The organism is Chelatococcus caeni (genome assembly GCF_014196925.1).
Classification (GTDB): domain Bacteria; phylum Pseudomonadota; class Alphaproteobacteria; order Rhizobiales; family Beijerinckiaceae; genus Chelatococcus_A; species Chelatococcus_A caeni.
Genome location: NZ_JACIEN010000003.1, coordinates 466,166 through 489,732, shown reverse-complemented (window position 1 = coordinate 489,732; position 23,567 = coordinate 466,166). Strand labels below are relative to the sequence as shown.

21 protein-coding genes are annotated in these 23,567 nt (G+C 69.1%); 11 read left to right on the top strand and 10 right to left on the bottom strand.

What is annotated here, in order from left to right:
* Positions 1-12: 12 nt before the first annotated feature.
* Both GGR16_RS15185 and dapB read left to right on the top strand, forming a co-directional pair.
* Positions 13-3,609: a hydantoinase B/oxoprolinase family protein gene (locus tag GGR16_RS15185; RefSeq protein WP_183317110.1), complete on the top strand. Its 3,597-nt coding sequence runs from the start codon at positions 13-15 to the stop codon at positions 3,607-3,609.
* 97 nt (positions 3,610-3,706) lie between these two features.
* Entirely contained in the window at positions 3,707-4,510 is an 804-nt protein-coding gene (gene dapB / locus GGR16_RS15180; RefSeq protein WP_026014804.1) for a 4-hydroxy-tetrahydrodipicolinate reductase, read from the top strand.
* Here the strand turns inward: dapB and GGR16_RS15175 are convergent, their stop codons facing one another.
* Both GGR16_RS15175 and GGR16_RS15170 read right to left on the bottom strand, forming a co-directional pair.
* The gene (locus GGR16_RS15175) at positions 4,511-5,545 is read right to left on the bottom strand and encodes an extensin-like domain-containing protein (RefSeq protein WP_063190092.1); all 1,035 of its coding nucleotides are present in this window, start codon (positions 5,543-5,545) and stop codon (positions 4,511-4,513) included. It lies immediately after the preceding gene.
* 821 nt (positions 5,546-6,366) lie between these two features.
* Complete coding sequence (locus GGR16_RS15170) at positions 6,367-6,525, bottom strand: hypothetical protein (RefSeq protein ID WP_019400376.1); 159 nt, start codon at positions 6,523-6,525, stop codon at positions 6,367-6,369.
* 378 nt (positions 6,526-6,903) lie between these two features.
* Between GGR16_RS15170 and GGR16_RS15165 the strand changes: the two genes are divergently transcribed.
* Positions 6,904-7,887, top strand: a complete 984-nt coding sequence (locus GGR16_RS15165) for a Tim44 domain-containing protein (RefSeq protein WP_183317109.1) — start codon at positions 6,904-6,906, stop codon at positions 7,885-7,887.
* Between the two features lie 83 nt (positions 7,888-7,970).
* Positions 7,971-9,206, top strand: coding sequence for a lytic murein transglycosylase (locus GGR16_RS15160; protein ID WP_019400378.1), 1,236 nt, complete (start codon positions 7,971-7,973; stop codon positions 9,204-9,206).
* Positions 9,207-9,209: 3 nt separating this feature from the next.
* On the opposite strand, the gene GGR16_RS15155 is transcribed toward GGR16_RS15160, so the two are convergent.
* Both GGR16_RS15155 and GGR16_RS15150 read right to left on the bottom strand, forming a co-directional pair.
* Positions 9,210-9,479: a hypothetical protein gene (locus GGR16_RS15155; protein WP_019400379.1), complete on the bottom strand. Its 270-nt coding sequence runs from the start codon at positions 9,477-9,479 to the stop codon at positions 9,210-9,212.
* A 161-nt stretch (positions 9,480-9,640) separates the two neighbouring features.
* Positions 9,641-9,916 carry a hypothetical protein gene (locus tag GGR16_RS15150; protein ID WP_019400380.1) on the bottom strand — a complete coding sequence of 92 codons (276 nt, stop codon included), beginning with the start codon at positions 9,914-9,916 and terminating at the stop codon, positions 9,641-9,643.
* A 265-nt stretch (positions 9,917-10,181) separates the two neighbouring features.
* On the opposite strand from GGR16_RS15150, the gene GGR16_RS15145 reads away from it, so the two are divergent.
* Complete coding sequence (locus tag GGR16_RS15145) at positions 10,182-11,006, top strand: chromate resistance protein ChrB domain-containing protein (RefSeq protein WP_183317108.1); 825 nt, start codon at positions 10,182-10,184, stop codon at positions 11,004-11,006.
* Positions 11,003-12,409 (top strand): chromate efflux transporter, encoded by a 1,407-nt coding sequence (gene chrA, locus GGR16_RS15140; RefSeq protein ID WP_183317107.1) that lies wholly within the window; start codon positions 11,003-11,005, stop codon positions 12,407-12,409. Before GGR16_RS15145 ends, chrA begins: the two co-directional genes overlap by 4 nt.
* 1 nt (position 12,410) lies before the next feature.
* On the opposite strand, the gene GGR16_RS15135 is transcribed toward chrA, so the two are convergent.
* From GGR16_RS15135 to uvrB, 3 genes are all read right to left on the bottom strand, one after another.
* Positions 12,411-12,971: an NADPH-dependent FMN reductase gene (locus tag GGR16_RS15135; RefSeq protein WP_026014807.1), complete on the bottom strand. Its 561-nt coding sequence runs from the start codon at positions 12,969-12,971 to the stop codon at positions 12,411-12,413.
* A 141-nt stretch (positions 12,972-13,112) separates the two neighbouring features.
* The gene (locus tag GGR16_RS15130) at positions 13,113-14,393 is read right to left on the bottom strand and encodes an adenylate/guanylate cyclase domain-containing protein (RefSeq protein WP_183317106.1); all 1,281 of its coding nucleotides are present in this window, start codon (positions 14,391-14,393) and stop codon (positions 13,113-13,115) included.
* A 107-nt stretch (positions 14,394-14,500) separates the two neighbouring features.
* Complete coding sequence (gene uvrB, locus GGR16_RS15125; protein ID WP_019400385.1) at positions 14,501-17,092, bottom strand: excinuclease ABC subunit UvrB; 2,592 nt, start codon at positions 17,090-17,092, stop codon at positions 14,501-14,503.
* Between the two features lie 258 nt (positions 17,093-17,350).
* Here uvrB and GGR16_RS15120 point away from each other — a divergent pair, with 258 nt between their 5' ends.
* Positions 17,351-18,049, top strand: coding sequence for a class I SAM-dependent methyltransferase (locus tag GGR16_RS15120; protein WP_183317105.1), 699 nt, complete (start codon positions 17,351-17,353; stop codon positions 18,047-18,049).
* Positions 18,050-18,053: 4 nt separating this feature from the next.
* Here GGR16_RS15120 and GGR16_RS15115 read toward each other — a convergent pair whose 3' ends face one another.
* Positions 18,054-18,488, bottom strand: a complete 435-nt coding sequence (locus GGR16_RS15115; RefSeq protein WP_246373087.1) for a Dabb family protein — start codon at positions 18,486-18,488, stop codon at positions 18,054-18,056.
* A 191-nt stretch (positions 18,489-18,679) separates the two neighbouring features.
* Between GGR16_RS15115 and GGR16_RS15110 the strand changes: the two genes are divergently transcribed.
* The 3 genes from GGR16_RS15110 to GGR16_RS15100 all read left to right on the top strand — a co-directional run bounded on the left by GGR16_RS15110 (position 18,680) and on the right by GGR16_RS15100 (position 20,436).
* Positions 18,680-18,955, top strand: a complete 276-nt coding sequence (locus tag GGR16_RS15110; protein ID WP_019400388.1) for a SemiSWEET family sugar transporter — start codon at positions 18,680-18,682, stop codon at positions 18,953-18,955.
* 180 nt (positions 18,956-19,135) lie between these two features.
* Complete coding sequence (locus GGR16_RS15105; protein ID WP_019400389.1) at positions 19,136-19,999, top strand: hypothetical protein; 864 nt, start codon at positions 19,136-19,138, stop codon at positions 19,997-19,999.
* 74 nt (positions 20,000-20,073) lie between these two features.
* Positions 20,074-20,436 (top strand): DMT family protein, encoded by a 363-nt coding sequence (locus GGR16_RS15100; protein WP_019400390.1) that lies wholly within the window; start codon positions 20,074-20,076, stop codon positions 20,434-20,436.
* Here GGR16_RS15100 and GGR16_RS15095 read toward each other — a convergent pair whose 3' ends face one another.
* Together GGR16_RS15095 and GGR16_RS15090 are read right to left on the bottom strand one after the other, a co-directional pair.
* Positions 20,437-21,591, bottom strand: a complete 1,155-nt coding sequence (locus GGR16_RS15095; protein WP_183317104.1) for a PQQ-dependent sugar dehydrogenase — start codon at positions 21,589-21,591, stop codon at positions 20,437-20,439.
* A gap of 143 nt (positions 21,592-21,734) precedes the next feature.
* Positions 21,735-21,953 carry a hypothetical protein gene (locus GGR16_RS15090; RefSeq protein WP_019400392.1) on the bottom strand — a complete coding sequence of 73 codons (219 nt, stop codon included), beginning with the start codon at positions 21,951-21,953 and terminating at the stop codon, positions 21,735-21,737.
* Between the two features lie 302 nt (positions 21,954-22,255).
* Between GGR16_RS15090 and GGR16_RS15085 the strand changes: the two genes are divergently transcribed.
* Positions 22,256-23,458 carry a pyridoxal phosphate-dependent aminotransferase gene (locus tag GGR16_RS15085; protein ID WP_019400393.1) on the top strand — a complete coding sequence of 401 codons (1,203 nt, stop codon included), beginning with the start codon at positions 22,256-22,258 and terminating at the stop codon, positions 23,456-23,458.
* The last annotated feature ends 109 nt before the right edge of the window (positions 23,459-23,567 follow it).

Below are 23,567 nucleotides of genomic sequence, written 5' to 3'. Positions count from 1 at the left end.
CATCGGGAGAGCATGATGGCAGGTCGGTGGGATTTCTGGATCGATCGCGGCGGCACGTTCACGGACGTCATCGCGCGTGACCCGCAGGGCAGGCTGCATGCGCGCAAGCTCCTCTCCGAGAACCCGGAAGCCTACCGCGATGCCGCCGTTCAGGGCATCCGCGACCATCTCGGCCTCGCCAGGGGCGAGGCGATCCCCGCCGGCCTCATCGGCGACGTGCGCATGGGCACGACCGTGGCCACCAACGCGCTGCTCGAGCGCAAGGGCGACCGGGTCGCGCTCATCACCACGAAGGGCTTTCGTGATGCCCTGCGCATCGGCTACCAGGCGCGGCCGAAGATCTTCGCCCGCAACATCATCAAGCCCGAGGAGCTCTACGAGAGCGTCGTCGAGATCGAGGAGCGCGTGCTGGCCGACGGCACCGTCGAGGCGGCGCCCGACCTGATGCAGGTCGAGGTGCAGCTCGCCGGCATCCGGGCCAAGGGCATCGATGCGCTCGCCATCGCCTTCATGCATGCCTACCGCTATCCCGCCCACGAGCAGGCGGTGGCGGAGCTCGCCCGCCGCATGGGCTTCACGCAGGTCTCGGTCAGCCACGAGGTCTCGCCGCTCGTCAAGCTCGTCGGACGCGGCGACACCACGGTGGTCGACGCCTATCTCTCGCCGATCCTGCGGCGCTACGTGGCGCAGGTGTCGGAGGAACTCGACATCGCCCGCACCGGGGCGCGCCTCATGTTCATGATGTCCTCGGGCGGCCTCACCGCCGCCGAGCTGTTCCAGGGCAAGGACGCCATCCTCTCGGGCCCGGCCGGCGGCGTCGTCGGCATGGCCGAGACGGGCAAGTCCGCAGGCTTCGACCGCGTCATCGGCTTCGACATGGGCGGCACCTCGACGGACGTCGCCCATTTCGACGGCGAATACGAACGCGCCTTTGAGACCGAGGTGGCTGGCGTGCGCATGCGTGCGCCGATGATGCTCATCCACACCGTCGCCGCGGGCGGCGGCTCGATCCTGCATTTCGACGGCTCGCGCTTCCGCGTCGGGCCCGATTCGGCCGGCGCCAATCCGGGCCCCAAGTGCTACCGCCGCGGCGGCCCGCTCGCGGTGACCGACGCCAATGTCATGCTCGGCAAGCTGATGCCGGAGTTCTTCCCGAAGATCTTCGGCCCGGCGCAGGACGAGGCGCTCGACGCCGAGGCCGTGCGCGCGGCTTTTGCCGCCATGGCGGCGGAGGTCGGGGACGGGCGCAGCCCCGAGGAGGTGGCCGACGGCTTCATCCAGATCGCCGTCGCCAACATGGCCGAGGCCATCAAGAAGATCTCGGTGCAGCGCGGCTACGACATCACGGCCTATGCGCTCAACTCCTTCGGCGGGGCCGGCGGCCAGCACGCCTGCCTCGTGGCCGATGCGCTGGGCATGACGAAGGTGCTGATGCATCCGTTCTCGGGCCTGCTCTCGGCCTATGGCATGGGCCTCGCCGACGTGCGCGCCACACGCCAGAAGGCGCTCGACGTGCCGCTTGATGCCGCGGCCCCGGCCGCCGTCGCGGCGCTCGGAGATGGGCTCGCCGCCGAATGCCTTGCCGAACTCGAGGGCCAGGGCATCGCGCGCTCCGACATCGAGACCTTCGTGCGCGCCCATGTGCGCTATGCCGGCACCGACACGGCGCTCGCCGTGCCGGCGGGGGACGTTGCCGCCATGCAGGCGGCCTTCGAGGACGCGCATCGCCGCCGCTTCGGCTTCATCGACGACACCAAGGGGCTCGTCGTCGAGGCCGTCGAGGTGGAGACCGTCGGCGGCGGCGCCCGCTTCGCGGAGGAGGCGGCGGGCGACGAGCAGGCCGCCCCGGCCGAGCCGCACCGCACGACGCGCTTCTTCAGCCAGGGCCGCTGGCACGAGGCCGGGGTCTTCCTGCGACAGGAGATGAAGGCGGGCGCCCGCGTGCCGGGGCCGGCCGTCGTCATCGAGCCCAACCAGACGGTGGTCGTCGAAGACGGCTGGGAGGCGCTCTTGACCGGCAAGGACCACCTCGTGCTCGAGCGGGTGAAGGCGCTGCCCAAGCGCACCGCCATCGGCACCGAGGCCGACCCGGTGATGCTGGAGATCTTCAACAACCTCTTCATGTCCATCGCCGAGCAGATGGGCGTGACGCTGCAGAACACCGCCTATTCGGTGAACATCAAGGAGCGGCTCGACTTCTCCTGCGCCGTCTTCGACCGCGAGGGGCGGCTCGTCGCCAATGCGCCGCACATGCCGGTGCACCTCGGCTCGATGGACCGCTCGGTGGAGACGGTCATCCGCCAGAACCCGGTCATCCGCCCCGGCGACGTCTATGTGCTCAACGCGCCCTACAACGGCGGCACGCACCTGCCGGACATCACGGTGTGCACGCCCGTCTTCGACGAGAAGGGCGAGAACATCCTCTTCTGGGTGGCGAGCCGCGGGCATCACGCCGATGTGGGCGGCACGGCGCCGGGCTCCATGTCGCCGCGCGCCCGCACCATCGAGGAGGAGGGCGTCTATATCGACAACTTCAAGCTCGTCGATGAGGGCCGCTTCCGCGAGAAGGAGCTGATCGACCTCTTCCTCGGCGCCAGATACCCGGCCCGCAACGTCGTGCAGAACGTCAACGACCTCAAGGCGCAGATCGCCGCCAACGAGAAGGGCGTGGCCGAGCTCAGGAAGATGATCGGCCACTTCGGGCTCGACGTGGTCGAGGCCTACATGGGCCACGTACAGGACAATGCCGCCGAGAGCGTGCGCCGCGTGCTCGACCGGCTGCACGATTCATCCTTCGAATACGAGATGGACCAGGGCTGCTTCATCCGCGTGAAGATCACGGTCGACAAGGAGAAGCGCGAGGCGACCGTCGACTTCACCGGCACCTCGCCGCAGCGCGACGACAACTTCAACGCGCCCGCGCCGGTGACGCGCGCCGCCGTGCTCTATGTCTTCCGCGTCATGGTGGATGACGAGATCCCGATGAATGCCGGCTGCCTCAGGCCCATCAACGTGGTCGTGCCGGAGGGCTCCATGCTGTCGCCGCGCTACCCCGCGGCGGTGGTCGCGGGCAATGTCGAGGTGAGCCAGGCCGTGACGAACTGCCTGTTCGGTGCGCTCGGTGCGCTCGCCGCCGCCCAGGGCACCATGAACAACCTCACCTTCGGCAACGACCAGTACCAGTACTACGAGACCATCTGCTCGGGCGCGCCGGCCGGCGAGGGCTTCAGCGGAGCCGACGGCGTGCACACGCACATGACCAACTCGCGCCTGACGGATCCGGAAATCCTCGAGACGCGCTTCCCCGTCGTGCTGGAGGACTTCCACATCCGGCCGAACTCGGGCGGAAAGGGGCGCTGGCGGGCCGGCAACGGCACGAGCCGCACCATCCGCTTCCGCGAGGCGATGGATTGCGCCATCCTCTCCGGCCACCGCCGCGTGCGGCCCTTCGGGCTCGCGGGCGGCGAGCCGGGCCAGGCGGGCCGCAACCTCGTGCGCCGCAAGGACGGGCGCATCGAGGAACTCGGCGGCTGCGACCAGACGCTGATCGAGGCGGGCGAGGCCATCACCATCGTCACGCCGACCGGCGGCGGCTACGGCAAGGCCTGATCGGCCGTGCGGTGATGCCTGGCCGATGCGAATCGGCCAGGAGGAAGAGCCGGGCAGGCGCAGTGGGCGCCTGCCCCAGAAGGAGGAGCCGGAGCACATGATCAGGGTCATCATCGCCGGGGCGACCGGCTGGGTCGGCAAGGCGCTCGTCGCCGCCGTGCACGAGGCGCCGGATCTCGCGCTGGTCGCGGCGGTCGCGCGTTCGGCGGCCGGGCGCGATGCGGGCGAGGTGGCCGGCATCGGGCCGATCGGCGTCGAGATCCTGCCGGATGTCGACGCCGCGCTCGCGGCGCAGGCCGACGTGCTCGTGGACTATACCAAGCCGGGCGCCGTGAAGGCGCATGCGCTCAAGGCGATCGCCGCCGGCTGCCACGTGGTCGTCGGCACGTCGGGCCTCGGGGCGGAGGATTATGCCGAGATCGACGATGCCGCGGAGGAACGGGGCATCGGCGTGATCGCCGCCGGCAATTTCTCGATCACGGCCACGCTCATGAAGCGCTTCGCGCTCGAGGCGGCCAAATATGTCCCCGACGTCGAGATCATCGACTATGCGGCGGCGCAGAAGCCGGACGTGCCGTCGGGCACGGCGCGGGAACTCGCCGAGACGCTCTCCTTCGAGCGCCTGCATCCGACCTCGCGTCCGGTCGACGATCTCAGCGGCATCCGCGAGACGCGCGGCGGCGCCGTCGGCCTGTCGACGCCGGTGCAGGTGCATTCGGTGCGCATGCCGGGCTACCGCCTGTCCTGCGAGGTGCTGTTCGGCCTCGATGACGAGCGCCTGGCGCTGCGGCACGACGCCGGGTCCTCGGCCGCCCCTTACGTCGGCGGCACGCTGCTCGCCGTGCGGAAGGTGGCGGAGAAGCCGGGGCTCAGGCGCGGCCTCGACAGCATCATGGACTGATCAGGAGCCGCCGACGAGGCCCGGCGGCCGCAGCACGCCGAGCGTGCCGTCGGTCCGCGGGCGCGGAGGCGGGGCGGCATAGCTCTGCGTCGGATAGGCGGGCGGAGCCTGATAGGTGGCCGGCCGGTCCTGCTGTCCGTAGACCGGCGCGGCGTGGCTCGTCGCCATCGGCGGCGCGCTGGCCGGCGCCGGCCCGACCTGCCATCCCGGCGGCGTCCTGGTGGACGACATGCCGAGATATTCCTCATCGATGACGGCGCCGCCCTCGTCCTCTCCCTCGCCGAGCGGCTGGTCGTGGATGGTCATGGGGCTGCCACCGGGGCGGTCGTAGCCCTTGTAGACCGGGCCGGCCGGCCGGGGCGTGTAGGCCGGCTCGCCGCCATAGGGAGCGGCCTGCCGGGGCCTCGCGTCATACTGTCCGGGCACGAGGCGCGGCGTGAACTTGATGACCGGCTTGCAGATCGTCCGGCCCTTGGCATGCCGGGCGAGATCGAGATGGAAATGGTCGTAGTGGAATGCGTCCGAGCCCGGGCCGAGCACCGTCGAGAAATAGCGGCAGGAGCCCACGAAGACCTCGCGCAGGAATTCCTGCTCCACCGGATCGCCCTTCCACCCTTTGGCGACCGTGATCTTGCGTCCGTCCGACAGGTGGAAGGCCATGACGTCGACGGCGTTGCCGTAGGAGTGCTCCGACTTGCGCGCGCCCGCCTGGTTGTTCATCGAGCGGCACGAATAGGACCCGGCCCGCAGCTCGGTCACCGGCGCGCCGAAATAGAGCGAGGCGGCGGGCTGGACGACCTCGATCAGCCAGGTGTCGAAGGTGGAGATCGCGGGGCAGGCGAGCACCGCCTTGGACGTCAGGCCGATCTCGCCGCCGGCGAAAGCCTTGACGCGGAACGGATAATCCATGCCGCAGGCGCCGGGTCCGGAGATCGACTTCATCGGTTCGACATAGGCCGACGGCTGCACGAGCTTCTGCGCGAGGCAGGCCGATTCCGCCTCGCTGCGCCAGGCTTCGCGTTTCTCGAATGTCATCAGCCCGCAACCGGCGACGCCGGCACAGGCCAGTATCGCCGCGGCGAATGTCGCAAATCTGCGCGCCATTAACGCAACTCTCCGCGCGCCCCCTTATGCGGCGGAGGATGCAGGGATTGTCCTAACGTTTCTTCAACGTTGACAGAACCTTGGCGGAAATGGGCAACGTTTCGTATGACGGGTTTGCGAAGCAATATTGCTGCCTCTGCTCGAAGTGCTTTTCAGAAGTACTGGAATCGAGCTGATGGAGTGCCTCCGCCGGGTATCGTAATCCCCAGCCTGTAGCTGGCGAAAAGCGAAAGGGAATGAACCATTTAACGAACGATAAAGGATGTTGTACGGAGGCCATGCCGCGTTGCACAACATTTGGCGCTTCGCAAGGCCGCCCGTTGCTGCTAGATTCCGTCCCCTAGGTCAAACCCATGGAGGTCACCTATGGGCCTGACGCTGCTGTCACGTTTGAACATCGTGGCGATGAGTGCCGCCTTCCTGTTTGTCGGCGCCATCATCATCGGGGCTTTCTGACCGGCGGCTTCGCCGCCTTTGTCGATAGTGTTCCCGTTGCATAGCGTTCAAAACAAGCCATCGAGAACGGAGATCCAGGTGCGAGGGATCTTCCTTCTTCGAAAAGCCTCGTGACCGTTCCCTTTCGGGCGGTGCGTGCAATCAAGCCCCAACCAAGCCCAAGGGTCGCCGTCTCCCGACGGCGACCCTTTCAATGGGCGATCCGGTCGCCGTCTCCCGACGGCGTCCCTTTCCGGTTCACGATCCGGTCGCCGCCAGCGAGACGCGGTCCCTGCCATTTCGGCTGTTCGGCCGTTTCAGCTGTCGGGACAGGGCTCGCTCGTCACGTGCCAGGAGGTGTTGTTCAGCTCCATGCCGCAGGTGGCAAGGCGCGGGCCGGCGCTGGTGGGCAGGCAGACGACCTCGCCGAGTTCGTAGTCGCGCCCCTTGGCCCGGCAGGTGCAGGGGATGGTCATGGGGGCCGCCGCTCCAGGGGCGGCCGAATGGCCGGCGGCACGGTGCGCGGGCGGTCTCGACATGACCTGCGCCCCGGCGGTGGGCACCGGAAGCGCGGTACAGCCGAGGATCAGGCTGCAGGCAAAGAGGCGAGCGAGGCGGCACAGGCCCGCCCTTGATGGGCCTCCCATGCCGGATGCCTGTCCCGGCTTGCCGACGGAGCACAGAGCCATGGCGTTCTCTCGCCTTGCAGCCCGGCGTCGAGCGTCGCGCCGACCCGCCCCCGGGTCAAGATGTCCACTGCTCCCGCGCGCCGAAATAATACCGCCGGACCTGTTGGCCCCGGCGGGCCATGCCTATATTGCAGGCACCATCATGAACGGGAGGCCATGCTGACGATGCTTTCTTCTTTCGCGCGTTTTGCCCGCGTTGCCGCCATTGCAGTGGCGGCCGTTTTTGCGACGGCCGAGCTGGTCGAGGCCAGGGCGGGGCGGGGAGGCAGCTTCGGCAGCCGTGGCGTACGCACCTTCAGCGCCCCGCCGCCGACCAACACGGCGCCGCGCCCGACCCAGCCCATCGAGCGGTCGATGACCCAGCCCGGCCAGACGACGCCCGGCGTCGCCGCGCAGCGCCCCGGCGCCGCCCAGGCCGCGCCACAGCGGCGTTTCGGCGCGGGGTTCTTCGCCGGCCTCGTGGGCGCGGGTCTTCTCGGCGCGCTCTTCGGTGCGGGCTTCTTCGGCGGCCTCGGCGGTCTCGGCTCGATCCTCGGCATGCTGCTGCAGATCGCGCTCATCGGCGGCCTCGTCTGGCTTGCCCTGTCATTCTTCCGCCGCCGCCAGCAGCCGGCCTTCGCAGGCGCAGGCGCCGGTCCCGCGAACGGTGCCGCACGCTCGTCGCTGCCCGGCCTCGCCGGCCTTGGCGGTGGGCAGGCGGGCGGCATGACCGGCGGCAGCATGGCCGCCGGTGCGGGGGACGGCTCGCTCGCCCTCGGTGCGGAGGACTTCGACGCCTTCGAGCAGGCCCTGCAGGATGTCCAGAAGGCCTTTTCGGACGAGGACCTGGCGGCGCTCCGGCGCCTGACCACGCCGGAAATGGTCTCCTTCCTCGCCGAGGACCTGGCGGACAATGCCAAGGAGGGCGTCGTCAACCGCCTCGCCGATCCCAAGCTCCTGCAGGGGGACCTCGCGGAAGCCTGGCGCGAGGGGGCGGAGGACTACGCGACCGTCGCCATGCGCTTCTCGCTGATCGACTACAAGGCGGACCGCACGAGCGGCGCCGTCGTCGAGGGCAGCACGAGCGAGCCCGTGGAGGCGACGGAGCTGTGGACCTTCCGGCGCAGCCGCGGCGGTCCGTGGCTGCTGTCCGCCATTCAGCAGGCATGATCCGCCCCGCCGTGGGCTGAGCGGCGCCTTGGCGCCAGCCGCGTGAGGCCGTAGCATCGCTTCCGCCGAGAAGGAGGGGAGCGATGCCACAGGCATTCCGGGGTGTCTCGCGACAGGTGCAGGCGGCGGCCATCGCCGCCGTTTCGGTGTTTGGCCTCGCGCTGGCCGGTGCCGCGCCAGCGCAGGCGCAGAGCTGCGGGCGGGACGGCAGCGGCTTTTCCGCCTGGCTCGCCGCATTCCGCCAGCAGGCGGTGGCCCAGGGCATTCCGGCCGAGGTGGTGGCGGCCGGCCTCGACGATGTCTCCTACGACCGGGCGATCATCTCGCGCGATCGGGGCCAGGGCGTCTTCCAGCAGAGCTTCCTGCAGTTCGCCGGGCGCATGGTGGCCGATTACCGCCTGAAGACGGGCGCCAACCGCATCCGCCAGCAGGCCGGCCTGTTCTCCGCCATCGAGCGCCAGTACGGCGTGCCGGCGGAGCCGATCGTCGCCTTCTGGGGGCTGGAGACCGATTTCGGCGCCAACACGGGCAAGGATCCGACGCTGAAGGCGCTGGCGACGCTCGCCTATGACTGTCGGCGGCCCGAACTCTTCCGCGGCGAACTGATGGATGCGCTGCGCATCGTGGCGCGGGGCGATCTCCGGCCGTCGGAGATGCGCGGCGCCTGGGCCGGCGAGCTCGGCCAGATGCAGTTCATGCCGTCCTTCTACTACAAGTACGGCGTCGATGCGGATGGCGACGGGCGCGTGGACCTGCTGCGCTCGACCCCGGACGCGCTCGCCTCGGCCGCCAATTTCATGAGCAGCCTCGGCTGGCGGCGCGGCGAACCGTGGCTCGTCGAGGTGCGGGTGCCGGCGAGCCTGCCCTGGCATGAGGCGGATCTCGAGATCCGCCATTCGGCCTCGCAATGGGCGAGCTGGGGCGTGACGCCGCGGGCGGGCGCCCTGCCGCCGGGCAACGCCTCGCTGCTGCTGCCCATGGGCCGCAACGGCCCGGCCTTTCTCGCCTATGACAATTTCCGCGTCTTCCTGCGCTGGAACCAGTCCTTCGTCTACGCGACGACGGCGGCCTATTTCGCGGCGCGGCTCGCCGGCGCGCCGGCGGTCGCGCGCGGCAACGGCGAGGTGGCCATGCTCGGCGCCAAGGAGATCGCGCGGCTGCAGCGCCTGCTGGCGCAGCGCGGCTACGATCCGGGGCCGATCGACGGCAAGCTCGGTGCGGCGACGCGCGCGGCGGTGAAGAAGGCCCAGATGGAGTTTGGACTACCGGCCGATTCCTTCCCCACCGCCGAGCTTATCGCCCGCCTCGGCGGCGGCTGACGGTCAGCGGCAGCTGTAGCCGACGAAGCACTGGGCGGTGTCTCGGGTCGCCAGATATTCCGGCACGGGGAAGTCGCGCGCGGAGCAGTTGTTGACGTAGGTGCTGAACAGGTGGGGGCCGCGTGAGATCATGACGCGTCCCTGCCGCTGCACCATCTCCTGCAGCTCGGCGCAGCTGTGCGCCTGGGCGGGGACCGGGGTCTGCTGGGCAAGGGCGGGCGTCGCGGCGCCCGCGAGAAGGACCGAAGCAATCAATACGTTACGCAAGTTCATTGCGCCGTCTCCTTGGCGTTTCTCAGGTGCCTCGGTGCCCCGCCTCACATGGGGTGTCGCGGCTGCGACGTCACGAGCGCAAGCCATGCCCGCCCCGCATGGCGGGCTGCGCCGGTCGAATGCTTCTGAAGCTGCAGGTGGATGCGGGGGAGCCCGCGACGCTATTTGCTGAGGCAGCTGTAGCCGATCAGGCATTGGGGATTGTCGCGCGCCGGCACGTAGGCGGGGCTCGGGATGTCGCGGGGCGCGCAATTATTGGCGTAGGTGCCGAACATGTAGGGCGCGGTCGAGATCACGACGCGGCCCTGACGCTGCACCAGCGCCTGCAGCTCGGCGCAGGTGAGGCTACGGGAAGGAACGGGGCTCTGCTGGGCGAAGGCGGGAACGGCCGTGATCAGGACGAGCGCGGAAGCGGCGAGCAGGTTTCGCAGCGGCATCGGGATCTCCCTGGGGGCGCTGTTCCGTCCCCCCGCGGGAAGATGGGTTGCGTTCTCAACGGCGTCATCCGGCAACCATGCCGTGCGTGCCATCGTCGCGGCATTCCGGCCGTCTCCTCACGCAGATGTGACGGCATGCGCCGGCGACATTGACAAGCCGCGGATCTTGTCGCCTCATCTGCGCATGGGGGTTCTGCGATCCCCTCACGAGGCGACAGGCCGAAGCATCGCGTTCCGCTCCTCTTGATTGAGAAGGGACGCTGTCATGCCGTCGTTCAATGCCATTTCTCCGGACAAGCTCTTCCGTCTCATCGGCACGCCGAAGTGCCCGGTTCTCGTCGACGTGCGCACCGACGAGGATTTCGCCGCCGAACCGCGCCTCGTGCCGGGGGCGATACGCCGGCCGGGAACGGAGGCGGCCCGATGGGCGCAGGAGTTCATCGGCCGCCAGGTCGTCGTCATCTGCCAGAAGGGGCTGAAGCTCAGCCACGGCGCGGCAGCCTGGCTGCGCCAGGCCGGCATCGCCGCCGAGGTGCTGGAGGGGGGCACGCAGGCCTGGAGCACGGCGGGCCTGCCGATGGTGCCAGTCGAGAAGCTGCCGGCGCCGGACGCGCAGGGCCGCACGCTGTGGGTGACGCGCTCGCGGCCGAAGATCGACCGAATCGCCTGCCCCTGGCTCGTCCGCCGCTTCGTCGATCCCGCCGCCGTCTTCCTTTTCGTCCCGCCCTCCGAGGTGCTCGCCGTCGCCGACCGTTTCGGCGCCACGCCCTTCGACGTGGAGGAGGTGTTCTGGAGCCACCGCGGGCCCTTGTGCACCTTCGACGTCATGGTCGAGGAATTCGGCCTCACCGTCGGGCCGCTGTCACATCTGGCCGCCATCGTGCGCGGCGCCGACACGGCCCGCCTCGACCTCGCGCCGGAGGCGGCGGGGCTGTTGGCGGTTTCCCTCGGCCTGTCGCGCATGTATGCGGACGACAACGAACAGCTCGAGGCGGGCCTCGTTCTCTATGACGCGCTCTACCGCTGGTGCCGCGACGCAACGGACGAGACGCACAACTGGCCGACGAACAAGATGAAGGGCACGTCATGACCGAGACATTGCGGACCGCGCGGGACGAGGACGCGGCGCCCGCCGGCCGCTTTCCAAGCTTCTCGGAAGGCGTGCGCACCTGGGCGCGAATCGCGGCGCTCAGCTTCGGTGGCCCGGCGGGGCAGATCGCCGTCATGCACCGCATCCTCGTCGAGGAGAAGCGCTGGCTCGGCGAGAAGCGCTTTCTGCACGCGCTCAACTTCTGCATGCTGCTGCCGGGGCCGGAGGCGCAGCAGCTCGCCGTCTACATCGGCTGGCTGATGCACCGCACCGCCGGCGGCATCGTCGCCGGCGTGCTCTTCGTACTGCCGGGGCTCGTCGCCATCATGGCGCTGAGCGTGATCTACGCGCTCTACGGCAACGTGGGCTTCGTGCAGGGGTTGTTCTTCGGCCTCAAGGCGGCGGTGCTCGCCATCGTCTTCGAGGCGGTGCTGCGCATCGGCCGGCGGGCCCTGCGCAACGCCACGATGGTGTCGCTGGCCGCGGCGTCCTTCATCGCCATCTTCGTCTTCGCCGTGCCGTTCCCGCTCATCATCGCCGCGGCCGGCCTCATCGGCTACATCGGCGGCCTGAGGCGGCTGGCGGCCTTCTCCGGCGGCGGGCACGGCCCGGCCGCCAAGGCGGGCGTGGACGACGCGCGGACGGTGCTCGGCGAGACCATTCCCGCCCATGCCCGGCCCGGCGGCACGCGGGCGCTGACGGTCGCGGCCGTGCTGCTCGTGCTGTGGCTCGCCCCCACCGCAGCGCTTCTCGCTGCCTTCGGGACGGGCAACGTCTTTGCCGATATCGCGGTCTTCTTCAGCCAGATGGCCGTGGTGACCTTCGGCGGGGCCTATGCGGTGCTCGCCTATGTGGCGCAGGAGGCGGTCGGCACCTACGGCTGGCTTGCGCCCGGCGAGATGCTGGACGGGCTCGGCATGGCCGAGACGACGCCGGGGCCGCTGATCATGGTCACCCAGTTCGTGGGCTTCATGGGGGCCTTCCGCGATCCCGGCACCCTCTCGCCGCTCACGGCGGGCATCCTCGGCGGGCTGTTGACGACCTGGGTCACCTTCACGCCGTGCTTCCTGTGGATCTTCCTCGGCGCGCCCTATGTGGAGCGGCTGCGCGACAACCGCGGGCTCGCGGCGGCGCTGTCCGCGATCACGGCCGCCGTGGTGGGCGTCATTCTCAACCTCGCCGTATGGTTCGCCTTGCACGTCGTCTTCGGCGAGGTCGGCACGTTCGAGGGCTTCGGCATGAAGCTCGCGGTGCCGGAGCTCGAGAGCATCCGGCCGGTCGCGGCGGCCCTGTCGGTCCTCGCCGTCCTCGCCGTCTTCCGCCTGCGGTGGGGCATGATGACGGTGCTCGGCCTCAGCGCCGCCGCCGGCGTCGCCCTGCAGCTCGCCGGCCTCGGGGCGTAGCTCAGCCGCGCAGCGGCTTCAGCGCCTCGGCCCAGCGCTTCAGCTCGACGAGGAGCGCCTCGGCGCTCTTGATGTGCAGTTCGTTGGGCTGGAAAACGCCGTCCTTGACGTGCTGGGCGACCATCGGGACCGTGACGGCCTCGACGATGGGTACGAGGCGCATGGCGGACAAGGTCTGCTTCGTCATCTGCACCGCCCTGAGGCCGCCGGAGACGCCGCCGTAGCTGGCGAAGGCGCAGGGCTTGTAGCCCCATTCGTTGTAGACGTAGTTGAGCGCGTTGAGGAGCGCGGGCGTCGGGCCGTAGTTGTACTCCGGCGTGACGAAGACGAAGGCATCGGCGGCTTTGACGCTCTCGCTCCAGCGCTTCGTGTGCTCGTGCTCGTACTTGCCCAGGCGCGGATGGTGCGGCTCGTCGTAGATGGGCAGGTGGAAGTCGGCGAGATCGACGAGGTGGGTGTCGAACGTGCCCTGCTTGACGGCGAGCTCATGAAACCACTTGGCGACGGACGGGCCGACGCGGCCGGGGCGGGTGCTGGCAATGATGACGTTGAGACGCAGCATGAGGTCTCCCATGGCGAGAATCGGTGGGGTTCGACCGTGAAGACGGCTGCGGACAGGATTAAGCCCGCCCTGTGACTCGGGCAAGGCAGGGGCGGGGGGAGCCGGGTGGCCTGGGCGCTACTTCACCGGTTCGTGTCCGTCTCAGGCCGCGCGATGATTGGCGGCATGGGCAGCGAGCCAGAACAGGTCGTTGGGCAGCGTGCCTGCCTCGTCGGCGGAGAACTCCGGCCGGATCCGCCGCAGGTAGTGCATCGGCAGCGGGCCCTTGTTCTTCACCGCGACGGAACCGCGCGGCTCCGTCTCGAACAGGGCGGCGACATAGAGGCAGGTGCGGTCGGAGATGTTGATCTCGTCCGGCGGGCAGGCTGCTTCCATGCGCTCGGCGAGATTTACGGTATCGCCCCAGATGTCGAAGGTGAACTTGTGCCGGCCGACGACGCCGGCGATGAGGGGCCCCGTGTGAATGCCGATGCGCAGCGGCCAGGGGCGCATGTGCAGCTTGGCGCGTGCGCGATTGGCCCGGGCCGTCGCTGCCCGAATCTGCAAGGCGGCGAGGCAGGCATCGATCGGGTGAGAGCGGTTGGCGACAGGCACCCCGCCGACGCACAGGTAGGCATCGCCGATGGTCTTGAGCTTCTCGACACGATTGCGGGCGGCGATCTCGTCGAAGCAGCTGAAGACACGGTCGAGCTCACCGATGAGACCGGCAGGCTCGGTCTGCTCCGTCAGATGCGTGAAGTTCTCGAAGTCTGTGAAGATGACCGATGCGGATTCGTAATAGCGGGGCTCGACGCGGTGATCGCGCTTCAGTTCCTCGGCAATCGCCGCCGGCAGGATGTCGAGCAGCAGGCTGTCCGCCTTGTCCTTTTCCGCGATCAGCGCTGTGCGCGCCTCCTCGAGCGCGCGCAGCATCTCGTTGCGCTCGATGAGCTGCCGGCGCAGCTCCAGCTGCGCCACGGCCTGGCGGGCGAGCTGGCGGATGGCCTCCTGCTGGCCGGCGCTGATCTCGTGGGCCGTGAAGTCGATGACGCAGAGGGTGCCGAGGGCGTAGCCTTCCGAATTGATCAGGGGCATGCCGCAATAGAAGCGCACATGCGGTTCGCCGGCGACGGTGCCGAGGTTGCGGCAGCGCTCGTCCGCCATCGTATCGGGGATGTAGAGCAGGTCGTTGCGGGACAGCGTCTGCGAGCAGATGGTGATGTCGCGCGGGCATTCCGTCAGCTCCGGCGGCAGGCCGTATTTCGCCTTCAGGAATTCGCGCCGCTCGTCGATGAGGCCAATGAGGGCGGCAGGGCAGTCGCAGATCTGGGCCGCAAGCTCGGTCAGGGCGTCGAAGGGAAACTCGGGCGGCGTGTCGAGGACCGCGTAGCGGGCAAGGGCAGCAAGGCGTGCCTCCTCGCCGGGCTGGGCGGAGATGGCCATGGCTGTTCTCCTGTGCTGGTCTCGACCGGCAGGAGACATTTATACACCATCTCGTCCCGGGGCTGGGGCGCTCTTGGGGCGCCCGCGCGGAATTGGCCCGGCGCCCGTCAGCCCTTGCGGCGGCGCCCGCCCTTCTTGACCTTGGTCGAGCCGGCCCAGTCGTCGTCGAGGTGCGGGGCGGGGCCCGCCGCGCGGGGCAGGGTCTCGCGGCCGGGGCCCATCTCGTCGAGCGTCGGCTTGCGGGCGCGGGACCCGCTCTCCGGCGGCGGCAGGTTGGCCTTGGCGCCATACTTGCGCTGGCCGGCGTAGCTGCCGGCCTTGTCGGCCACCTCCTCCTGCCGCGCCAGTGGATCGTTGGCGATGGCGAGCTCGGTCGCCTGCAGGCGCTTCAACTCGTCGCGCAGGCGGGCCGCCTCCTCGAACTCGAGGTTGGCGGCGGCCTCGCGCATGCGTTTCTCGAGGTCGGCCATGACGGCCTTGAGGTTGTGGCCGACGGCCCCCTTCTCGGCGAGGCCGGTATCGACGCGCACGTGATCGCGCTCGTAGACCGAGTCGAGGATGTCGGCGATGTTCTTCTTCACCGACTGGGGCGTGATGCCGTGCTCGGCGTTGTAGGCGAGCTGCTTCTCGCGGCGCCGGCTGGTCTCGGCCATGGCCCGCTCCAGGCTGCCGGTCATGGCATCGGCATAGCAGATGACGCGGCCGTCGACGTTGCGCGCGGCGCGGCCGATGGTCTGGATGAGCGAGGTCTCCGAGCGCAGAAAGCCTTCCTTGTCGGCATCGAGGATGGCGACGAGGGCGCATTCGGGAATGTCGAGGCCCTCGCGCAGCAGGTTGATGCCGACGAGCACGTCGAAGGTGCCGAGGCGCAGGTCGCGGATGATCTCGATGCGCTCCAGCGTGTCGATGTCGGAATGCATGTAGCGCACGCGCACGCCGTGCTCGTGCAGGTATTCCGTCAGATCCTCGGCCATGCGCTTGGTCAGCACCGTGACGAGGGCGCGGTAGCCCTGGGCGGCCACCGCCTTCACCTCGCCGAGGAGGTCGTCCACCTGGCTGCGCGCCGGGCGGATCTCGACCGGCGGATCGACGAGGCCGGTCGGGCGGATGACCTGCTCGACGAAGACGCCGCCGGTACGCTCCATCTCCCAGTTGGCCGGCGTCGCCGAGACGTAGACCGACTGCGGCCGCATGGCGTCCCATTCCTCGAAGCGCAGCGGCCGGTTGTCCATGCACGAGGGCAGGCGGAAGCCGTATTCGGCGAGCGTCGCCTTGCGGCGGAAGTCGCCGCGGTACATGGCGCCGATCTGCGGCACGGTGACGTGGCTCTCGTCGACGAAGATGAGGGCGTTGTCGGGCAGGTATTCGAACAGCGTCGGCGGCGGCTCGCCCGGCTTGCGGCCGGTGAGATAGCGCGAATAATTCTCGATGCCGGCGCAGGAGCCGGTCGCCTCCATCATCTCGAGGTCGAAGGTGGTGCGCTGCTCGAGCCGCTGGGCCTCGAGCAGGCGGCCCATGCGGTTGAGCTCCTCAAGGCGCCATTTCAGCTCTTCCTTGATGCCCTTGATGGACTGGATGAGCGTCGGGCGCGGCGTCACGTAGTGCGAATTGGCGTAGACCTTGACGAAGGAGAGGTCGGCCGTCTTCTCGCCGGTGAGCGGATCGAACTCGACGATCGATTCCACCTCGTCGCCGAAGAGGCTGATGCGCCAGGCCCGGTCCTCGTAGTGGGCCGGGAAGAGCTCGATGACGTCGCCGCGCACGCGGAAGGTGCCGCGCGCGAAGTCGAGCTGCGTGCGCTTGTAGTGCAGGGCAACGAGGTCGGCGATGAGCTGGCGCTGCTCGATGGTCTCGCCCACCTTCACCGAGAAGGTCATGGCGGTGTAGGTCTCGACCGAGCCGATACCGTAGATGCACGAGACCGAGGCGACGATGATGACGTCGTCGCGCTCCAGCAACGCGCGCGTCGCCGAGTGGCGCATGCGGTCGATCTGCTCGTTGATCGAGGACTCCTTCTCGATATAGGTGTCCGAGCGCGGGACGTAGGCCTCCGGCTGGTAATAGTCGTAGTAGGAGACGAAGTACTCGACGGCGTTGTCCGGGAAGAAGGACTTGAACTCGCCGTAGAGCTGGGCCGCCAGGGTCTTGTTGTGGGCGAGGATGAGCGCCGGGCGCTGCGTCTCCTCGATGACCTTGGCCATGGTGAAGGTCTTGCCCGAGCCGGTGACGCCGAGCAGCACCTGGTCGCGCTCGGCGGCCTCGACGCCGCCCACCAGTTCCTTGATCGCCTGCGGCTGGTCGCCGGCGGGCTCGAAGTCCGACTTCATGCGGAAGCTGATGCCGCCTTCGGACTTCTCCGGCCGGGGCGGGCGATGCGGCGTCCACAGCTTGCCGTCCTTGAAGAGCGGATTGCCGCTTTCGAGCAGGGCCGACAGCGCCGCGACCGTCGCCGAGACACCGCCCGGCGCAGCCTCGGCATCCGCTGGCCTATCCGTCCGCTTGCCGGCGCGCCGCGACGGCGCGTCGCCGGCCTCGGGAACGAAGCGTGCCTGGGGCGCCTCGCCGAAGCCGGCGGCTCCGCCCGGCCCGGCGGTGCCCTTGTTGAGGGCCGGGTTGAGCAGATCCGCGAGAAACGGGTCGAGCGGTTTCAGCTCCGGCTTTGCGGCCTTGGAGCGGGGGGAAGACGACTTGCGGGCCATGAGAACGAATATGGTACGAGTCTGCGCGTGACGGAAGGGGGTCGTGCGGCGGGCGGAGCCAGGCGACTCGTAGGGAGCCTTCGGCGCGTTGCCGGCGCTGGTTCCCGGGCCGCATTCCGCTTCGCTGCATGTGCCCGGAAAACGAAGCTGCTCCTGAAGAAGGCGATGTGCGATCCGCCCGCTGCCGGCCTTCCCGTTGCCCCTGCGACAGGACCGGTGCACAAAGGCGCGGCCGTGGGGCAGGGAGATTGATGATCGATGCGTTGCAACATCTGCGGCGGCACCGCCTTCGAGGACATGCCGAAGCGCCCGTTGGCGCGCTGCACCACCTGCCGCTCGCTGGAGCGCACACGGGTCGCGGCTCTGAAGATCACGGCACAGGTGCGGCCGCAGCCGGGCGCGCACGTGCTGCATTTCGCGCCCGAGCAAGGGCTGTCGCAGCTCCTGCGCGGCATCGCCGGAGAGAACTACCGCGCCGTCGACATCGACCCGCCGCGCTATGCCCATCTCGGCCTCGACGTCGAGCCGTTCGACCTGTGCCGCGACGTGTTCACCCTGCCGCGCAGCCGCTACGATCTCATCGTGCACAACCATGTGCTCGAGCATATCGAGTGCAATTATTCGGTCGTGCTCATCCGTCTCGCCCAGTCGTTGAGCGAGAACGGCGCGATGCTGTTCAGCGTACCGATCGTCGGGGACGATTTCACCGATGCCATCGTCGATGCGAGCGACGAGGAGAAGGCCGCGCGCTTCGGGGCCTTCCGCCACTACCGCCATTTCGGCCGCAGGTTCATCGCCGAGACCCTCGGCATGATCTTCGACATGGCCCCGGACTATGACCTGACAAGGGATTTTCCGCCCGAGGTGCTGCGCGAGGCCAATATTCCCGAGCATCACTGGCGTGACTTCACCGGCACCAGCATCTTCGTCGTGCGGCGGCGCGACCTGCGCGTGTGACGGCTCAACCGTCCGACAGCTCGAAGTCGAGCACGAGGATGCCGTCGATGCCGCCTTCGCACAGGGCGACCAGGGCGGCACCCGCGACCTTGTGATCGGGATGGGCGAGATAGGCGTCGCGCGCCGCGGCGTCGGCGAAATCGACCACGAAGCCGTGCGTGTAGCCGCGCGCCAGCCCTTCCGGGCTGGCGTCGTGCCCGCCCTCGAAGCCGAGCATGCCAGGGACGACCGCCCGGAGGTTGGCGAGCGCGTCGAAGACGGCCTCGATCTCGCCCTGTTCCGTCCCGGTCGCGAACCTGACGAGGACGACGTGCCGCACCCGCGGTCCGCCCGCCGTGGCCGCTGCAGGCATGGCAAAGGCGCCAGCTGCCGCCGCGCCGATCGCCGGCAGCATCAGCGCGCGTGTCAGCGAACGTCTGGAGATCGGTTGTGTCGTCATCAGCGCGGCCTCGATCTGTTTGGGCGACCTTAGCCGCGGCGGCGGCCTCGCGACTTCGCGCCGACGGCGCACGGCTATGCGAAATCGGCGTCCCGTCATGCGTGGCGCGCCGTTGACTGGACGGGGCTGCACGGGCATGCCGAAGATCGGGCTGGCAGTATCAGAACAGTCTCTCCGAAAGCGCCGCAGCGATGGCCGACGGTCTCCTTTCCGTTTTCTCGATCGAAGCCGTCGGCGCCGTTGCCGCCGTGCTCACGACGCTGTGCTGGATCCCGCAGGCGGCCCGCGTCATCCGCACGCGCGAGACGCGGGCGATCTCGCTGACGACGCAGGTGGCGCTGACCTGCGGCGTCGTGCTGTGGCTCGTCTACGGCCTGTTCATCGGCAGCTGGCCGCTGATCGGCTCCAATGCCGTCACCCTCGTCCTGCTCGGCGTCATCCTGACGATGAAGCTGCGTTACGGGTGACGGCGCGCCCCGCAGGCGTTAAGATTTCGTTCATCACGACGCGTAACGGTTCGGGACCGTTCCGCTCCGCCCGACAGGCGAGACCGCCGGTCCCCGGACGGGGCTGGCGACGTGCTGCCAACGAGATGACCGGATATGACACGGCGAACCCGAAGCTGCGGACAAGGTCGCTTTGCGCGCATGCGTTCGGCATGCGCGCGGCGCCGGCTGCGCCTGCTTTCGGCCGCTGCCGTCGTCGTTGCCGCCGCCAGCGCGCCCGCCTCCGCATCCGAGGCGATGCCTGCCACCGCGCCGCTGCCTCCGGTGCGGCCCCCGCCCGAGGGCCAGGCCATGCCGCTCGAGGAATGGCAGGCATTCGACCAGTCGTTCTCCTTCAATGCCGAGATGTGGACCGACAGCCCGCAGGAGCCGATCTGGGCCGAGATGTCCGCGATCGCCGCGCAGTTGCTGAGGCGCGGCAACCGGCGCGCCATCGCGCCGATCCTGACGCTGGCGCCGGTGGCGAGAGGCATCAAGGAGACCGACGCGGGCCTCAGCGGCCCGTTGGCCGTGCGGCAGGAGAAGGCCTTCGGCCTGCGGCTGAGGACCGGGCAGGGTGTGTCGTTCGCCACCGAATTCAAGAGCGGTGAGGGCACCTGGCAACCCGTCGATACGCGCCTTGCCTGGCGCGTCGCCCGGCAGATGCCGGCGGACGAGGGCTGGGTGTGGTCGGCGGGCTTCGGCGGCGGCCTGCCGGTCGGCCACGCGCCATACTCGCAGACGCTCGATGTGGCGCTCGGGCGGCGTTTCCGCGGCGGGGAGGGCGCCTGGTCCGTGATGCCGGAGCTCGCCGTCAACACGGTCTACACCAGCCACGGGGCCGAGCGCTGGCAGACCACCTTGAGGCCGCAGGTCAAGGCCAAGGTGGACGTGCTCAAGTCGGCCGACGACCGGCTCAAGCTCTATCTGGAATCGTCCGTCGGCTATGCGCTGCCGGTCGGCGCGGACGCGGCCGGGCTGTCGGCGGGGACGCGGCTCAACCTCATCTTCCGGCCCGGCGGCTGAGGCCTATCGAATATCCTTGCCTGGAGGGCGCGGATGGAGCATGAGGGCGCGCTCCAACCACCTCGGTCCCGTTCATGCTGCCTGCCGTCTCAACTCCCCACGTCGCGCCGGTCGCGCTCCTCGTCCTCTCCAACGTGTTCATGACCTTCGCCTGGTACGGGCACCTGAAGTTCAAGACCTCGCCCCTGTGGATCGCGGTCTCGGCGAGCTGGGCCATCGCCTTCATCGAATACTGGTTCGCCGTGCCGGCCAACCGCATCGGCCACGAGGTCTATTCGGCGGCCGAGCTCAAGACGATGCAGGAGGTGATCACCCTCGTCGTCTTCGCGCTGTTCTCGGTGGTCTATCTCAAGGAAGCGCTGACGCTGAACCACCTCGTCGGCTTCGCGCTCATCGCCGCCGGGGCCTTCTTCATCTTCCGCGGGCCGCTCGGCTGATCAGCCCGCCGGGCGCAGCCTGAGCACCCGGCCATCGGAGGAATCCGTCAGGAGGTAGAGGAAGCCGTCCGGCCCCTGCCGCACGTCGCGGATGCGTTCGCCGAGGTCGCGCAGCATCCGCTCCTCGCCCAGGATGCGGTCCCCGTTGCGCTCGATGCGCACGAGCACGCGGCCGACGAGCGCGCCGGTGAACAGGCTGCCGCGCCATTGCGGGAAGGCGTCGCCGGTGTAGAAGGCCATGCCCGACGGCGCGATCGACGGATCCCAGTAGTAGAGCGGCTGCTCCATGCCTTCTTTCGCCGTGCCCTCGCCGATCTTGGCGCCGGAATAGTCGACGCCGTAGCTGATCACCGGCCAGCCGTAGTTGCGGCCCTTGCGGGTGATGTTGATCTCGTCGCCGCCGCGGGCGCCGTGCTCGATGGTCCACAATTCGCCGGTATCGGGATTGATCGCGGCGCTCTGCGCATTGCGGTGGCCGTAGGACCAGATCTCCGGTCGCGCATCCTGCCGGCCGACGAAGGGATTGTCCCCGGGCACGGAGCCGTCGGTCCCGATCCGCACCACCTTGCCGAGATGGGTCGTGAGATCCTGGGCCTTGTCGCGCAGGTTGAAGCGCTCGCCGAGCGTGACGAAGAGCGTGCCGTCCGGCGCGAAGGCGAGGCGCGAGCCGTAGTGGTTGGCGCCGGAATAGGATGGCTCCTGCCGGAAGATGACCGTGACGTCGCCGAGCGCGCTGGCGTCGTTGTTCAGCCGGGCGCGCGCGACGGCCGTGCCCGCGCCGCCGCCCCGGCGTGGCTCGGCATAGGTGAGGTAGAGCGTGCGGTTGCTGGCGAAGCCGGGATCGAGCGCGATATCGAGGAGGCCGCCCTGGCCCCGGGCGGCGACGTCGGGCGTGCCGGCAAGCGGGTTCGAGACCGTCCCGTCGGCGGAGATCCGGCGGATGTTGCCGGGCCGCTCGGTGACGAGCATGGCGCCGTCGGGCAGGAAGGCGAGGCCCCAGGGATGGGCGAGGCCCGACGCGACCGTCTCGACCACGATTTCGCCCTGGCGAGTCTTCGCGCGCAGAGGCTCGGCATTCTGAGCCGCCGCGTCGAAGGCAGGCAGGAGGATCAGCGCGGCTGCCGCCGAGAGCCGGCCGCACAAGCCGATGGACATGGTCGTCTCCGTGATCGCGCAGGCCCGTCGGGCCGGAAAGGCTGCCCGTCAGGCTAAGAAGCGGTCACGGACGGTCAATGGCTGCAAGGTCACGTTGCTGCGAGGCGGCGCCCGCAGCGGTCCATCGATCAGGGTGATTGCCGTCAGGAAACGGGATGCACGATGACGGCCGGCTCGCGGGCGACGGTCTGGCCCGTGCCGATGCCGGTGCCGATGGCCACGGCCGCGGTGCCGAGCGTCAGGATGACGAGAAGCGCGAGGGAGAACTTGAACTGGCGTTCCGCTTCGACGCGCGTGACGGAAGCCGCCACGGCGCGGGGCCGGCGGATGTCCGAGAGGCGGATCGGATCGTTGACGTTCATGGCTCTTACTCCATGTCCACGACTTGTGGACGAGTGAGATTTTGCTGCCGTATACACGGGGCCGCGGTGCGTTGGCGCACACGGGTTCAGCAATTCAGTCTTCCCCGCGGGAGCCGGGCGGCGTGATTGTCCAATGCCGCCCCGGCCGCATTTGTTCCCGCCGGCCGCTTCTCCGGCGCCGACCCATTCGGCCAATTCATCGATGCCATGAGCACGTTTGGCTTGCTCTCGGCGGCCGGCGGCACTACACGAACGGCGCCCGTGCGCGCGGGCTCGACACCAGTTCAATCCGGAGACGTTCCATGGCCTTCCTCGCCGACGCTTTGTCCCGCATCAAGCCGTCCGCGACCATCACGCTCACGCAGAAGGCGAGGGATCTCAAAGCCGAGGGGCGGGACGTGATCTCGCTGTCCGTCGGCGAGCCGGATTTCGACACGCCCGAGAACATCAAGCGGGCGGCCATCGCGGCCATCGAGCGCGGCGAGACGAAGTACACGCCCGTCTCGGGCATCCCGCAGCTGCGCGAGGCCATCGCCGCCAAGTTCAAGCGCGAGAACGGGCTCGACTACAAGCCCTCGCAGACCATCGTCGGCACCGGCGGCAAGCAGGTCATCTACAACGCCCTGCTCGCCACGCTGAACCCCGGCGACGAGGTCGTCATCCCGGCGCCCTACTGGGTGAGCTATCCGGAGATGGTGGCGCTCAACGGCGGCACGCCCGTCTTCGCCGAGGCCAAGCTCGAGGACAACTTCAAGCTCCGGCCGGAGGCGCTGGAGCGCGCCATCACGAAGAAGACGAAGTGGGTCATCCTCAACTCGCCGTCGAACCCCTCCGGCGCGGCCTACAGCTTCGCCGAGATGAAGGCGCTGACGGACGTGCTCGTCCGCCATCCGCACGTGTGGGTGCTGACCGACGACATGTACGAGCACCTCGTCTACGGCGACTTCACCTTCGTCACCCCGGCGCAGGTGGAGCCGGCGCTCTACGAGCGCACGCTGACCATGAACGGCGTCTCCAAGGCCTATGCCATGACCGGCTGGCGCATCGGCTACGCGGCCGGTCCGGAGCAGCTCATCAAGGCCATGGACCTCGTGCAGGGCCAGCAGACCTCGGGCGCCTGCTCGATCGCGCAATGGGCGGCGGTCGAGGCGCTCGCCGGCCCGCAGGACCACCTGCCGCGCTTCCGCAAGGCTTTCGAGGAGCGTCGCGACCTCGTCGTGTCCATGCTCAACCAGGCCAAGGGCCTCTCCTGCCCGACGCCGGAGGGCGCGTTCTACGTCTATCCCTCCTGCGCCGAGCTCATCGGCCGGACCGCGCCCTCGGGCAAGAAGATCGAGACGGACGAGGACTTCGTGCTCGAGCTGCTGGCGACGGAGGGCGTCGCGGCCGTGCACGGCTCGTCCTTCGGCCTCGGCCCGAACCTCAGGATCAGCTACGCCACCTCGAACGAGAAGCTCGAGGAGGCCTGCCATCGCGTCCAGCGCTTCTGCGCCAGCCTGCGCTGAACGCGGCTCGTCCTGCTGGAATGCGACGGGGCCTTCGGGCCCCGTTGTCGTTCCGGCCGGTGATCGGCTCCACACGTGCGGCAGGTGAGGGAACCGTCGGTCGGGCCGC